Origin of the sequence: Brachybacterium sp. NBEC-018, from assembly GCF_024860185.1 — a bacterium.
GTDB classification, from domain to species: Bacteria; Actinomycetota; Actinomycetes; order Actinomycetales; family Dermabacteraceae; genus Brachybacterium; species Brachybacterium rhamnosum.
Genome location: NZ_CP100650.1, coordinates 3,787,643 through 3,800,705, shown reverse-complemented (window position 1 = coordinate 3,800,705; position 13,063 = coordinate 3,787,643). Strand labels below are relative to the sequence as shown.

Sequence of the window (13,063 nt, the reverse complement as noted above, 5' to 3'; positions counted from 1 at the left end):
GTGACCTCTTCCGACACCGCCCTCGCGCAGCTGCTCGCCCTCTACGACGCGCAGCTGCGCGAGGGCACCGAGGTGCTCGGCGCCGGGTGGTCCGCGCGGCTCGGGCCGCTCACCCTCGCCGTGCACCCCGGCGGCGGAGGCTTCGTCACCTACCGCACTCTCGCGGGGGAGACGGACCTCCCCGTGCTCGTCGGCGCCGCCGTCGAGAGGCTGCAGGAGGCGGGTGCCGGCGAGATCGAGTGGAAGACCCGCGGGCACGACCACGCCCCCGGCCTCGAGGAGGCCCTCGCCGGCCGCGGCTTCGCGGCGGAGGAGACCGAGGCGATCATGATCGGCCCGCTCACCGGCCTCACCGGCGAGGTCCCGCTCGCCCCGGGCTCCCGCGTGCGGCGCGCGCTCGAGGCGGAGGACGTGCGCGCCGTGAGCGCCATGACCGACCGCGCCTTCGGCCAGCAGGTCGACCCCGCCCGCGCCGACGCCCTCGTCGAGGCCGTCGCCGCCGGGGACGGGACGCAGCTCTGGGTCGCCGAGGTCGACGGGGAGATGGCCTCCGCCGGGCGGCTCATCACCGTGCCCGGCACGGATTTCGTGGGCCTCTGGGGCGGGGCGACCCTGCCCGTCTTCCGCGGCCGGGGCCTGTACCGGGCGCTCACCGCCGCCCGCTCCCGCGCCGCCCTCGCGCAGGGCTTCCGCTACGCCCACAGCGACTCGACGCCCTTCTCCGAGCCCATCCTCGAGCGCTCCGGCCTGGCGCGAGTCTCCACCACCACGCCCTGGGTGCGCGCGAGGAGTCGCGATACCCTCACGGGGTGAGCTCTCCCGACCCCCACCGCCGTTTCCTCGCCGTCCTGTTCGGGGGGATGGGCGTCCTCCACTTCGCCGCGCCGTCCGGATTCGACGAGATCGTGCCCCGTGCGCTGCCCGGCCGCGCGCGGTTCTACACCCTCGCCTCGGGCGGTGCCGAGCTCGTCGTCGCAGGGCTGCTCATGTCGCCCCGGACCCGGGGCTGGGGCAGTGTGGCGGCGGTGGCCCTGCTGGTCGCCGTGTTCCCGGCGAACCTCCAGATGGCGCTGGACTCCCGTGACGCCTCTCCGCTGCGTCACGCGGTCGCCCTGGGTCGACTGCCGCTCCAGGGGGTCCTCATCGCCCAGGCTGTGGGAGCCGGGAGACGCTGATCGGCCGGCGACCTCCGGCCCTCAGCGGGAGAAGGCGAGACCGGCCGCGACGAGTGTCGCGAGCGGGCGCACAGCGCGGAGCCGCGCCGCCGCCTCGCGGGCGGCGACGTCCACGAGGAGCCCGTCGGCTCCGAGGGGCACGTCGCCGAAGGGATCCTCCTCGAGCAGCACGAGATCCGCGGGTCCGCCCACGGCGAGCGAACGGATCCCGTCGGTCGAGGCGGCGAGCGCCTCGCGCGGCTGCAGCTGCTGGGCGGGGAACCAGCCGGGACGGTGATCGGCGCTGCGATGCACCGCCGCGGCCATCGCGAGCCACGGGTCCACCGGGGCGACCGGCGAGTCCGAGCCCAGCAGCAGCTCCACCCCCGCCTCCGCCAGGTCGCGGAAGCGGTAGGCGAGACGCGCGGCCCCCGGCAGGAACTCCTCGGTGGGGTCGCGGTCGTCCAGCAGGTGCGCGGGCTGCACCGAGGCGCGCACCCCGATCGCCGCCATCCGGGCCACGTCCTCGTCCGCGAGCAGCTGCGCATGCTCGATCCGGCCCGTCACGCCCGCGCCCGCGAAGGCGTCGAGCACCACGCCCACCGCGGCGTCGCCGATCGCGTGGACCGCCGGCTCGAGACCGAGGGTCGCCGCACGGCCCAGCAGGGCGGGCAGCTCGTGGGCGTAGTCGCTGAGCACGCCGACCGGCCCGCCGGGATGGCGGCAGTAGGCGGAGCGGGAGCCCAGGGAGCCGTCCGCGATGACCTTGAGCGGGCCCATCGTCACGAGGCCGTCGGCCGTGAGCGGCGTGCCCGTCGGCCCCGGCACCGTGTCGAGCCCCGAGGCGTAGGTCGCCGCGCGCACCCGCATGCGCGCACCGCGCCCCTGCCACAGCCGCCAGTTCTCCGCCCACTCCATGTCCGTGAGCCCCACGAGCCCGCAGGCCAGCGCGTCCTCCTGCAGGCGGACGATCCCCGCGGCGAGGCCGGCGGCGACGCCGGGCAGGTCGTCGAGGTGGGGGACCGCGTCGAACCACTCGTCCTCCGCGACGACCCCCGTGCGCGGCGGCAGGCCCAGGCCCCGGAGCGCGGCGGAGCTCATCCAGGCGTGGTGCGCGTCCCCGCCGATCAGCACGATCGGCACTCCGCTGCCGTCGTCACCGCCCACCGCGTCGAGGGCGGCGACCGTCGGCTCCCCGGTGAGGTCCACGAGCCGGTGACCGAAGCCCACGAGCGCGGAGCCGTCGTGCGTGTCCCGCGCGGCGAGAGCCTCCCGGGCCAGGCGCACGACCTCCTCCGCGGAGCCCGCCGCGGAGGTGTCGAGCCGGGCGTAGCCCTGCGCCGTCTGCCCCGCGTGCACGTGGTGGTCCCACAGGCCGGGGATCGCGAGCGCGCCGCTCGCCTCGAGGACCTCCTCGCCCTCCCGCGGCAGGTCGGGGCCGATCGTGGCGATCAGGCCGTCACGCAGCAGCAGGTCCACGGGGGAGGAGGCGCCGAGCAGGCGCACGTCACGCACGAGCACCCCGGCAGGGTACCCATGACAGCCGTCATGGGCAGGTCGTGACGGCGGCCGATGGGCCCGCCCCGCCTCCCCGGCGGAGGGTGGAGCCATGAACGACACGACCCTCGCCCTCGCGCTCACCGGGCTCACGAAGAGCTTCGGCGAGCTCACCGCCGTGGACCATGTGGACCTCACCGTCCCCCGCGGCCAGATGCTCGCCCTGCTGGGCCCCAACGGCGCCGGCAAGTCCACGACCACCGAGATGATCCTCGGCCTCGCCACCCCGGACTCCGGCACGGTCGAGGTGTGCGGCACCGCCCCCGTGACCGCCGCCCAGGAGGGGCGCGTGGGAGCCATGCTCCAGAACGGCACGCTCCTCGAGGACGTGCCCGTGCGGCTGCTGCTCTCGCTCGTCGCCGGGGTCTGCGCGCATCCGCTCCCGCTCGACGACGTCATCGAGCGGGCCGACGTCTCCGGCCTGCTCCGCAAGAGCACCTCCCGCCTCTCCGGCGGCGAGGCCCAGCGCGTCCGCCTCGCCCTCGCCCTCCTGCCGGATCCGGAGGTGATCCTGCTGGACGAGCCGACGGTCGCGATGGACGTCGAGACCCGCCACCGCTTCTGGGAGCGCATGCGCCATGTCGCCGCGGAGGGCCGCACCGTCGTCTTCGCGACCCACTACCTCGAGGAGGCGGACCAGGAGGCCGGCCGCGTCGTCGTCATGGACCGCGGCCGCATCGTCGCCGACGGCACCGGAGCCCAGATCAAGGAGCGGATCGGCGGGCGGGTCCTCACCCTCGCCCTCCGCGGCGGCGCGACCGACGCCGCCCCGCTCGCGGCCCTGCCCGGCGTGAGCGCCGTCGACCTGCTCGAGGACGACCGGCTGCGCCTCGCGACCACCGACTCCGACGCGACCCTCGCGGCCCTGTTCGCGCCCGGGGGCCTCGGCGCGACCGGCGCCGCGCGCGACATCGCCGTGACGACCCCGAGCCTCGAGGACGCGTTCCTCCAGCTCACCACCCACTGACCAGCCCGCATCCCGACACCCAGGAGCCCGTCATGACTGCCGTCCCCGCCGCCGCGGAGCCCGTTCCCGTCGCGCACACCCTCGCCGGGCCGCGCACCGTCCCGCAGCTCGTGCGCACCGCCCGCTATGCCGTCGCCACGACCCGCACCACCCTGCGCAACGGCATGTTCGTGTTCTTCACGATCGCCCTGCCCGTGCTCATGTTCCTCATGTTCAACCAGATCTACGGCACCCAGGCCTCCGGGGAGGCCGGCCAGAGCGTCGGCACCTTCATCATGGTGAACATGGCCGCGTACGGCGGCCTCGGCGCCGCGCTCAACGCGGGCGCGATCATCCAGACCGAGCGCAGCAACGGCTGGCTGCGCCAGCTCATGGTCGCCGGGCTCATGCCCCGCAGCTTCGTCGCCGGGAAGCTCGTCGCCGCGATGGTCGTCGTGCTGCCCGCCCTGCTCGGCGTGTTCCTCGCCGGCATCCTGCTCGCCGGGATCGACCTCAGCGCCCTCGAGCTCACGCGCTCCCTGCTCACCCTCTGGGTCGGCATGATCCCGCTGGTCCTGCTGGGCCTCGCCGTGGGTCTCGCCCTCAAGCCGAGCGCCGTCGGCCCCGTCACCACGATCGGCATGATGATGCTGGCCCTCGTGGGCGGCCTCTGGTTCCCCTTCGAGATGTTCCCCGACTGGCTGCAGAGCGTCTCGCTGTACACGCCCACCTACTGGCTCGGCCTGCTCGGCGCCTGGGGGATCGTGGGCGAGGACCTGCCCGTGCGCGGCGTCGTGACCCTCGCCGTGTGGGCGGTCGGCCTCGCGCTGGTCTGCGCGCTGCTGCTGCGCCGCGCCGCCCGCGGCGCCTCCCGACGCTGACGTCACGCCACCGCGGCGGAGCAGGAGAGGGGAGACTGGGGCCATGACCACCGAGACCGCGCGCCGGCGCCGCCGCCGGTCCCGCACGGCCGCCGCCGTCGGGCTCGAGTTCCCGCGCACGGCGCGCGGCGTCCACCAGGCCGCGCGGGCCTCCGGGGCCCTCGCCTACAACGCGCCCTCGCTGCTCTTCCTGCTCTATGTGCTGATCCCCGCGTGGACCGAGCTGTCGCCCGTGCGGGCCGTGGTCGTCACTGCGCTGTGCCTCGTCTACGCGCTGCTGTTCGCGTACACCGCAGGGCTCCGCGCCTACCCGGTGCGGGACCGCCTCGTCTGGCTCGGCGCGAGCTGGGTCGTGCTGGGCCTGCTGGGCCTCCTGATCCACGGCGAGATCCTCTACATGATCATGTTCGTGCAGGTCATGCACGGGATCCTTGTACCGATCACGGTGGCGAGGTTCGTGGTGCCGGGCCTCGCCGCGGTCGCGGTGCCGATCGCCGTCGTCCTCGAGCAGCCGATCGCGATCATCCTCGCGCTCGTGGGCGTCGTGCTCTCCCTCGGCGTCGCCGAGGGGATCGAGCGCTCGATCCTGCAGGAGAAGCTCGACGCGGCGGAGCGGCGCAGCGCCGTCCTCGCCGTCGCCGCGGAGCGCGAGCGGATCGGCCGCGACCTCCACGACATCCTCGGCCACTCGCTCACCACGATCACGGTCTCCGCGCAGCTCGCCCAGCGGCTCCTGGACGCCGACCCCGCCGCGGCGAAGCAGCAGCTCGCCGAGATCGAGCGGATCTCCCGGCAGTCCCTCGCGGACGTCCGCACCACGGCGAGCGGCATGCAGCAGGTGCGCGCCGCGAGCGAGATCGCCTCCTCCCGCAGCGTGCTCGAGGCGGCCGGCGTGCGACCCGAGGTGCCCCCGGCCCTGCCCGCCCTGCCGGACAACCGCGCCGAGCTGTTCGGCTACGTCATCCGCGAGGGCGTCACCAACGTGGTGCGCCACGCCCGCGCGACCCGCTGCACGATCCGCCTCGAGGAGGACATGGTGCAGGTCGCCGACGACGGCGCCGGCATCCCCGAGGACCGCGCCCGCAGCGGCCTCGCGGGCCTCGCGCGCCGCGTCGAGGAGCACGGCGGAACCCTCGACGTGGACTCCGACGACACCGGCACGCGGCTCACCGCGCGCCTCCCGCGCCTCACCGAAGGAGTCCCCGCATGACCGCCCCGATCCGCGTCGCGCTCGCCGACGACCAGGCCATCCTCCGCAGCGGCCTCGCGGCGCTGCTCCGCCTCGAGAGCGACCTCGAGGTCATCGGCGAGGCGGCGACCGGCGCGGAGACCCTCGACCTCGTCGAGCAGGCCCGGCCGGACGTCCTGCTCCTGGACGTGCAGATGCCCGCCGGCACCCGCGCCGACGGCGCGCCCGGCCCGGCCGACGGCCTCGAGGTCGCCGAGCGCCTGCACGCCACCGGCTCGCCGACCCGCGTGATCGTGCTGACGACCTTCGGCCGCGCCGGCTACCTGCGCCGGACCCTCGAGGCCGGCGCGGGCGGCTTCATGGTCAAGGACGCCCCCGTCGAGCGGCTCGTCGACGCGGTGCGGCGCGTGCACCAGGGCCTGCGCGTCGTGGACCCCGAGCTCGCAGCGCAGTCCCTCGCCGCCGGCCCGAACCCGCTCTCCGCGAAGGAGACCGAGGTGCTGCGCGCCGCCGCGCTCGGCGGGACCACCGGTGACATCGCCGCGCGCGTGTTCCTCTCCGAGGGGACCGTGCGCAACCACCTCTCCTCCGTGATCGGGAAGCTCGGCGTCACCAACCGCGCCGAGGCGGTGCGCTCCGCCACGGACAACGGCTGGCTCTGACGCCCGGCACCGGGGCCGCGTAGGCTTCTGCGGTGCGTGCGATCGAGGACATCCTGGTGGGGCTGATCCATGTCAGCGTCCCCGTCTTCGCGATCGCCTCGATGCTGTCGATGGGGCTGCGCACGCCGCTGCGCTCCTTCGGCTCCCAGCTCCGGGACCGCCGCACCGTGCTCGCGGTGCTCGGCGCGAACTTCGTCGTCGTCCCCGCCGTGGGCACGCTCGTGCTGTGGCTGCTGAGCGGGATCCTGCCGGCGCAGACGGGGGAGGGCTTCGTCATCGCCCTGTGCGCGGCCGGCGCCCCGTTCGTGCTGCAGCTCGGGGCGATGGCCCGCATCCCCTACGGCGAGACCGCGGGGCCGATGACGGTGCTGCTGCTCGGGTCGATCGTCTTCATGCCGATCGTCGTGCCCTTCCTCCTGCAGGACGTCGAGGTCGACGGCTGGGCGGTCGCTCGACTGCTGCTCGGCACGATGCTCTCGCCGATGATCGCGGGGATCGTGCTCGCCGCCGTCTTCCCGCGGCGCGCGGACCGGATGGCCCGCGTGGCCGGCGCCGCGGCGGCGGTCTCCGCGGTGCTCATGTTCCTCTCGGGCTTCGGCGCGAACTCGGGCGTCGTCATCGAGCTCATGCTCTCGCCCGCGCTGCTCGTCGCCGCGGGTCTCGTGGCCATGGCCTTCGTCGTCGGCCGCGCCGCCGGGGACCTCGCCGGCCCCACGCTCACCGTGCCCGACGGCCCCGCGATCCTCTCGAGCCAGCGCAACATCGCCGCCGCGCTGCTCGTCGCCCGCGGGGACGGCATCGACCCGTCGGTGGTCGTCGCGATCCTCGTGCTGAGCGCCGTGGGCTTCGTCCTGCTCGTGCCCTACGCCCTGGTCACCGGGGCGGTGCGTCGCCGCCGCGACGGGGAGCGGATCACCGTCGGCGTGCTGCTCGGGATCGTCGGCCCCCGCTCGGACTGACCGCCCCCACACGCGCCACCCGCGGTCGAGCGACGCCTGCTTCCCCTGTCCGGAAGCAGACGTCGCTCGAGCTTCCGCGTCCCCGCCCCGCTAACCTCGTCGCATGTCGCCCCTGTCCGTGCTCGTGATCCTGCGCGGGAACTCCGCCTCGGGGAAGTCGACCATCGCCCGCCGCGTCCAGCACGCGCTGCCGCGGGGCCGGGTCGCGGTCGTGGGGCAGGACCACGTGCGCCGGGACCTGCTGCGCGAGCGGGACGTCGACCCCGTCGAGACGATCGACCTGCTCGAGCTGATCGTGCGCCGCTGCCTCGAGCGGGGCCGCGTCGTGATCCTCGAGGGCATCTTCAAGGAGGCCACCTACGGCCCGATGATGCAGGGGCTGCTCGCCGGCCACGACGGCCCCGCGCTCGTCTACTACCTCGACGTGAGCCTGCCCGAGACCCTCTGACGCCATGCGACCAAGCCCATCGCCGGGCACGTCGACGGGCCGACGGTCGCCTCCTGGTACGAGCCCCACGACCTGCTCGGTGCGCCCGGCGAGGTGGTGCTCGGCGAGGAGCTCTCGGAGGACGCCATGGTCGAGCGGCTGCTGGCGGACCTCGCCGCGCTCTGAGCCGTTCCGCGCTCGGTGAACGGGAGGGCCCGGCCGCGTCGCGGGTCGGTCCCAGCGCCTAGCCTGGGACCGTGTCGTCCCTCCTCCGCATCGTGCGGTTCACGCGCTCCCTCACCCCCCTCTACCTGACGATCATCGCGGCCTCGGTGCTCACCGCCGTCGCGAACCTCGCCGTCCCCTTCATCATCGGCCGCGCCACGGACACCGTAGCGGGCGCCGTCGGCGGCGACCTCGCCACCGGTGACGCCGTGCGCACCGTGCTCTGGCTCGCCGGGGCGCTGCTCGCCGTCGAGCTGGCCACGACCGTCGTCTCCAACGTCGGCGGCTGGTTCGGCGACGTCATGGCGAACCGCCTGCGCACGATCCTCTCGGTCCGCTACTACGACAAGCTGCTGCACCTGCCGCAGCGCTGGTTCGACACGGAGCTGACGGGCACGATCGTCGCCCGCCTGAACCGCTCCATCGCGGAGATCTCGCAGTTCGCGAAGACGATGTCGAACTCGTTCGCGACCATGCTCATCACGACCGCGGCCGTGCTCGGCATCAGCGCCTTCTACTTCTGGCCGCTCGCGGTGCTGCTGATCATCGTGTTCCCGATCTACGTCTGGCTCACCTCGCTCACCTCGGTGAAGTGGCAGAAGCTCGAGGGCGAGAAGAACACCGAGATCGACATCGCCTCGGGGCGCTTCGCCGAGGTGATCGGCCAGATCCGGGTCGTGAAGTCCTTCGTGCGCGAGCGCGGTGAGCTCGGCGACTTCTCGCGCCGCTTCCGCTCCACGGACGCCACCACCCGCGCCCAGTCGACGCACTGGCACTCGATGGACGTGCTGCGCCGCGCGGTCCTCAACATCATCTTCTTCGCGGTGTACGCGATCATCTTCACCCGCACCGTGCAGGGCCACTTCACGCTCGGCGAGATGGTGCTGCTGATCCAGCTCATGAGCATGGCCCGCCAGCCGGTCGAGTCGATGAGCTGGGTCATCGACGCCTCGCAGCGCGCGATCGCCGGCTCGAAGGACTACTTCCGCGTCATGGCGACCCCGGTCGACGCCCGCACCGCGGCGATGCTCGCCGCCCAGGAGGACGCCGACGGATCCGACGGGGCCGACGGGACCGGGGCCGAGGAGCCGCGGCGCGCTCCCGGCTCCGCGGCCGTCGGCACCCTGGACTCGGTGCCCGGCGCTCCCGTCGTCGCCTTCCGCGGCGTCGACTTCGCCTACGAGGACGGCGAGGACGTGCTGCACGGGATCGACTTCGCGGTGGACCGCGGGGAGAAGGTCGCGCTCGTGGGGGAGTCCGGCGGCGGCAAGTCCACCATCGTCAACCTGCTGCTCGGGCTCTACGAGCCGCGCGAGGGCCGGGTCGAGGTGGGCGGCCTGGACACGGAGCAGCTGCCGCTGGACGCCCTGCGCTCGCGGATCGGCGTCGTCTTCCAGGACGCCTCGCTGTTCTCCGGCACGATCGCGGAGAACATCGCCTACGGCCGGCCCGGGGCGAGCCAGGAGGAGGTGGCCGACGCCGCGCGCCGCGCGAACGCGGACGCCTTCATCCGCCGCTTCCCCGGCGGCTACGAGCAGCTGATCGGCGAGCGGGGGCTGAAGCTCTCGGGCGGTCAGCGCCAGCGCATCGCCGTGGCCCGCGCGATCCTCAAGGACGCGCCGGTGCTCGTGCTCGACGAGGCGACGTCGGCGCTCGACACGAAGGCGGAGCGGCAGGTCCAGCGAGGCCTGGACGAGCTGATGGAGGGGCGCACCTCGCTGATCATCGCGCACCGCCTCTCGACGATCGCCTCCGTGGACCGCATCGTCACGCTCGAGGACGGCCGGATCGACGAGATCGGCACCCCGGCGGAGCTCGCGGCCTCGGGCGGCATCTACGCGCAGCTGCTCGCGCTGCAGGACTCGGGGCAGACCAAGCGCCTGGCGAAGTTCGGCATCACCGGCTGACGGGCGCGGCGAGCATCCCGGCGAGGCGGGCCGCCTCGGGGGTGCTCACGAGGATCTCGTCCACGCCGGTCACGTCCCGGTCCACGGCGAGACGCAGCAGCGGCATGCCGCGGCGCATCGCGACGAGCCGGCGCGTGCCGTCCGGGTGACGGAAGGTGCCGAGCTTGCGGAACCCGGAGACCACGAGCCCGCTGCGGATGCCGAGCATCTCGTGGGTCCAGCCCTCCTCGGCGCGGGCGCCGCGCACCGCGGTGAGCGGCACCGTCATCCGCGACCGGCCGGTCATCATCGCCTCCCATCCGGGGAACTCGATGGTGAGCTGGGTGCTCTCGAGCCTGGTGTGCGTCATCGTCCTCACCGCTCCTCCTCGTGACCGTCCCGATAGACTGGTCTCATAGCGAGAACGTTATCAGTATGAGAATGATTGGGGAAGGCATGCCCGCGGATCCCTCCGCCCTCGACCTCGTCCTGCACCCCGTGCGCTCGCGGATCGTCCAGCAGCTCGGCGGTCGCACACGCACCACCGCCCAGCTGCGCGAGGCGCTGCCCGACGTCACCCAGGCGACTCTCTACCGCCACGTCACCGCGCTCCTCGACGCGGGCGTCGTCACCGTCGTCGAGGAGCGGCGCGTGCGCGGCGCGACCGAGCGCACCCTCGCCCTCGGCGACGCCCTCGCCCACGTGGACCAGGAGGGCCTGCGGGCCATGAGCACCGCCCAGCTCGCCTCCGCCCTGCGCGTCTTCCTCGCCGACCTCGCGGCCGACGCCGACCGCGCCCTCGCGGCCGACGCCCCCGCCCTGCGCGACCTCTGGGGCTTCGGCCGCGGGCCGATCCACGTCGACGTCGACGACCTCGCCGCGATCCAGGAGGGCTTCGCCGCGCTCCTCGCCCCGTACCTCGAGGACGGCGGCGAGGGGAAGCACCGCGTGAGCCTCGCGACCGTGCTGCTGCCCGAGCCCCCCGAACCCCCGTCGGCCGGGAATCCGCAGGACTGACCTCCGAGCCCGCCGCGCCGCGAGCTGTCACAGTGGGGGAATGCGGACCTGGGCGGGCACGGCGGCGGCGTATGGACGCTCCTTCGCGACGCTCTGCGCCGGCACGATCCCGACCCTGCTCGAGGCGACGAGCACCCCGGCGCCGCACGCGATCGAGCTGCTCGACGTCGGCTGCGGCGCCGGTGATCTCGCCCACGCCGCCGCGGCGGAGGGGCGGCAGGTGCTCGCCGTCGACCCTGACCCCGGCATGGTCGCCCTCAGCCGAGAGGCGAGCACGGCCGGCCCCGGCACGGTGACGGTGCTCGAGGCGGGCGCCCCACGACTCCCCGTGGCCGATGGCGCCGCCGGCGCGGTGACCGCGAACTTCGTCGTGAACCATGTGCCCGATCCGCGGGCGAGCCTGCGCGACATCGCCCGGGTGGCGGCCCCCGGTGCGCCGGTCGCGCTGACGATCTGGCCCGCCGGTGCCGGACCTCATCTGACGGCCTACGCGAAGGCGGCGCAGGCGGCCGGGGCCCGGCCGGTGCCCGCCGAGCGGCTGGCGCCCGAGCTCGACTTCCCTCGCACGCAGGAGGGGCTCGCCGGCCTGGCCCGGGCCGCCGGGCTGCAGGTGGAGCGCGCCGAGGAGGTCCGGTGGATCTGGCAGGTGTCGCCGGACGACCTCATGGCCGGGATCGACGGCGGGGTCGCCGGGCCGGGCCGGCTGCACCGCGCCCAGAGCCCGGAGGTGCGCGAGGAGATAGAGGCGCGGGCCCGCGCGCTCTGGGAGGCGCACCGCGACGGTGACCTGCTCGCCTTCCCCGTGCGGGCTGCGCTCGTCGTCGCCCGGCGCTGAGCCCGCCGGGAGCTCGGGCCCAGCTGCTGTCCGGCTGATGTCCAGGGCCCGCCGCTACGATGGTGCGCGTCACATGACGGGGGATATCGAAGGAGACACCATGGGCTTCATCCAGGCATTCAAGGGCGCTCTCGGCGGCATGCTCGCGGACCAGTGGAAGGACTTCCTGACGGTCCCCGACGGCCTCCCGCCGACGGCGGCGCTGTTCGCCGCGGTGCCGCGGGGGACGAACGCGGGGCGCGGCTCGAACACCCGCGGCAGCGAGAACGTCATCACCAACGGCTCGAAGATCGTGGTCCCGCAGGGCTACGGCCTGATCACCGTGATCGACGGCCGCGCGACAGCGCTCATCACCGAGGCCGGCGGCTACGAGTTCTCCGACTCCTCGCCGGACGCCCAGTCCGTGTTCGCGGGGGAGGGCTTCCTCGCCTCGACGATCGGCATGTCCTGGGAGCGGTTCAAGTTCGGCGGCCGCCCCACCTCCCAGCAGCTCGCGTTCTACGTGAACCTCAAGGAGATCCCGGACAACCGCTTCGGCACGCAGTCGGAGATCTACTGGGACGACGCGTACCTCAACGCCCAGGTGGGCGCAGTGACCCGCGGCTCGTACACCCTGCGGATCGTGGACCCGCTGCTGTTCGTCCACAACTTCCTGCCCGCCACGTACCTCTCCGCGAACGCCCCGGTCTTCGACTTCGGCGACGTGGACAACCCCGCGGGCGGCCAGCTCTTCCAGGAGGTCGTCGGCTCCCTCGCCGCCGCCTTCTCGAAGTACACGAACGATCCCGACAAGGGCAACCGGATCACGAGGATCCAGGGCGACTCCGTGGGCTTCGCGCAGTCGCTCTCCGCCGCCGTCGAGGAGAACTACCGCTGGTCCACCGATCGCGGCCTCGCGATCGTGAAGACGGCGATCGTCTCCATCGAGTACGACCAGCGCACCCGCGAGCTGCTCACCGAGGTGCAGAAGGCCGATGCGCTCTCGGGCGCCCGCTCGCAGTCCTACCTCAACCAGTCCGTCGCCCGCGGTGTGCAGGCCGCGGGGGAGAACGGCGGCGGCGCGGGCCTGGCCATGTTCGGCGCCGGTGCGGGCGCCGCGGGCGGTCTCGTGAACCCCGTCCAGCAGACCGGCGTCCCGCAGCAGCAGCCGCAGCAGCAGGCGGCCCCCCAGCAGCAGGCGCCCGCCCAGGGCGGCGGGGACGACCCCGTCGCCAAGCTCGCCCAGTACAAGCAGATGCTCGACCAGGGGCTCATCTCCGAGGCGGACTACGAGGCGGCGAAGAAGAACGCCCTGGGTCTGTGACCGGAGGCCGCTGAACCGTCAT

Annotated in this window: 14 protein-coding genes; 12 read left to right on the top strand and 2 right to left on the bottom strand. The window is 74.0% G+C overall.

Annotated features, from left to right (window positions below; translation table 11 throughout):
* The gene (locus NLU66_RS17400; RefSeq protein ID WP_259360853.1) at positions 1–813 is read left to right on the top strand and encodes a GNAT family N-acetyltransferase; all 813 of its coding nucleotides are present in this window, start codon (positions 1–3) and stop codon (positions 811–813) included.
* Positions 810–1,175 (top strand): MauE/DoxX family redox-associated membrane protein, encoded by a 366-nt coding sequence (locus NLU66_RS17395; RefSeq protein WP_323374432.1) that lies wholly within the window; start codon positions 810–812, stop codon positions 1,173–1,175. The genes NLU66_RS17400 and NLU66_RS17395 overlap by 4 nt, the downstream gene beginning before the upstream one ends.
* 21 nt (positions 1,176–1,196) lie before the next feature.
* On the opposite strand, the gene NLU66_RS17390 is transcribed toward NLU66_RS17395, so the two are convergent.
* The gene (locus NLU66_RS17390; protein WP_259360852.1) at positions 1,197–2,675 is read right to left on the bottom strand and encodes an amidohydrolase; all 1,479 of its coding nucleotides are present in this window, start codon (positions 2,673–2,675) and stop codon (positions 1,197–1,199) included.
* An 88-nt stretch (positions 2,676–2,763) separates the two neighbouring features.
* Here NLU66_RS17390 and NLU66_RS17385 point away from each other — a divergent pair, with 88 nt between their 5' ends.
* The 7 genes from NLU66_RS17385 (at position 2,764) to NLU66_RS17355 (ending at position 9,907) form a co-directional block, all read left to right on the top strand.
* Positions 2,764–3,678: an ABC transporter ATP-binding protein gene (locus NLU66_RS17385; protein WP_259360851.1), complete on the top strand. Its 915-nt coding sequence runs from the start codon at positions 2,764–2,766 to the stop codon at positions 3,676–3,678.
* Positions 3,679–3,710: 32 nt separating this feature from the next.
* Positions 3,711–4,538, top strand: a complete 828-nt coding sequence (locus NLU66_RS17380) for an ABC transporter permease (RefSeq protein ID WP_259360850.1) — start codon at positions 3,711–3,713, stop codon at positions 4,536–4,538.
* 43 nt (positions 4,539–4,581) lie between these two features.
* On the top strand, positions 4,582–5,748 hold the full coding sequence (locus tag NLU66_RS17375) for a sensor histidine kinase (protein WP_259360849.1): 1,167 nt from the start codon (positions 4,582–4,584) through the stop codon (positions 5,746–5,748).
* Positions 5,745–6,389, top strand: coding sequence for a response regulator transcription factor (locus NLU66_RS17370; RefSeq protein WP_259360848.1), 645 nt, complete (start codon positions 5,745–5,747; stop codon positions 6,387–6,389). Before NLU66_RS17375 ends, NLU66_RS17370 begins: the two co-directional genes overlap by 4 nt.
* A 32-nt stretch (positions 6,390–6,421) precedes the next feature.
* Positions 6,422–7,348, top strand: coding sequence for a bile acid:sodium symporter family protein (locus tag NLU66_RS17365; RefSeq protein WP_259360847.1), 927 nt, complete (start codon positions 6,422–6,424; stop codon positions 7,346–7,348).
* 103 nt (positions 7,349–7,451) lie between these two features.
* Positions 7,452–7,796 carry an AAA family ATPase gene (locus NLU66_RS17360; RefSeq protein WP_259360846.1) on the top strand — a complete coding sequence of 115 codons (345 nt, stop codon included), beginning with the start codon at positions 7,452–7,454 and terminating at the stop codon, positions 7,794–7,796.
* Positions 7,797–8,032: 236 nt separating this feature from the next.
* Positions 8,033–9,907 carry an ABC transporter ATP-binding protein gene (locus NLU66_RS17355; RefSeq protein ID WP_259360845.1) on the top strand — a complete coding sequence of 625 codons (1,875 nt, stop codon included), beginning with the start codon at positions 8,033–8,035 and terminating at the stop codon, positions 9,905–9,907.
* Here the strand turns inward: NLU66_RS17355 and NLU66_RS17350 are convergent.
* Entirely contained in the window at positions 9,897–10,256 is a 360-nt protein-coding gene (locus NLU66_RS17350) for a hypothetical protein (protein ID WP_259360844.1), read from the bottom strand. The genes NLU66_RS17355 and NLU66_RS17350 overlap by 11 nt on opposite strands.
* 86 nt (positions 10,257–10,342) lie before the next feature.
* On the opposite strand from NLU66_RS17350, the gene NLU66_RS17345 reads away from it, so the two are divergent.
* The 3 genes from NLU66_RS17345 (at position 10,343) to NLU66_RS17335 (ending at position 13,041) form a co-directional block, all read left to right on the top strand.
* A complete protein-coding gene (locus NLU66_RS17345) occupies positions 10,343–10,903 on the top strand; it encodes a helix-turn-helix domain-containing protein (protein WP_259360843.1) in 561 nt (186 codons plus the stop codon).
* Positions 10,904–10,943: 40 nt separating this feature from the next.
* On the top strand, positions 10,944–11,738 hold the full coding sequence (locus NLU66_RS17340; protein WP_259360842.1) for a class I SAM-dependent methyltransferase: 795 nt from the start codon (positions 10,944–10,946) through the stop codon (positions 11,736–11,738).
* A gap of 100 nt (positions 11,739–11,838) precedes the next feature.
* Positions 11,839–13,041 (top strand): SPFH domain-containing protein, encoded by a 1,203-nt coding sequence (locus NLU66_RS17335; protein ID WP_259360841.1) that lies wholly within the window; start codon positions 11,839–11,841, stop codon positions 13,039–13,041.
* The last annotated feature ends 22 nt before the right edge of the window (positions 13,042–13,063 follow it).

What these genes read in the sequence shown, in the direction of transcription:
- NLU66_RS17385 (WP_259360851.1), top strand. Translation starts at nt 2,764, where the DNA reads ATGAACGACACGACCCTCGCCCTCGCGCTCACCGGGCTCACGAAGAGC.
- NLU66_RS17380 (WP_259360850.1), top strand. Translation starts at nt 3,711, where the DNA reads ATGACTGCCGTCCCCGCCGCCGCGGAGCCCGTTCCCGTCGCGCACACC.
- NLU66_RS17375 (WP_259360849.1), top strand. Translation starts at nt 4,582, where the DNA reads ATGACCACCGAGACCGCGCGCCGGCGCCGCCGCCGGTCCCGCACGGCC.
- NLU66_RS17370 (WP_259360848.1), top strand. Translation starts at nt 5,745, where the DNA reads ATGACCGCCCCGATCCGCGTCGCGCTCGCCGACGACCAGGCCATCCTC.
- NLU66_RS17360 (WP_259360846.1), top strand. Translation starts at nt 7,452, where the DNA reads ATGTCGCCCCTGTCCGTGCTCGTGATCCTGCGCGGGAACTCCGCCTCG.
- NLU66_RS17350 (WP_259360844.1), bottom strand. Translation starts at nt 10,256, where the DNA reads ATGACGCACACCAGGCTCGAGAGCACCCAGCTCACCATCGAGTTCCCC.
- NLU66_RS17345 (WP_259360843.1), top strand. Translation starts at nt 10,343, where the DNA reads ATGCCCGCGGATCCCTCCGCCCTCGACCTCGTCCTGCACCCCGTGCGC.
- NLU66_RS17340 (WP_259360842.1), top strand. Translation starts at nt 10,944, where the DNA reads ATGCGGACCTGGGCGGGCACGGCGGCGGCGTATGGACGCTCCTTCGCG.
- NLU66_RS17335 (WP_259360841.1), top strand. Translation starts at nt 11,839, where the DNA reads ATGGGCTTCATCCAGGCATTCAAGGGCGCTCTCGGCGGCATGCTCGCG.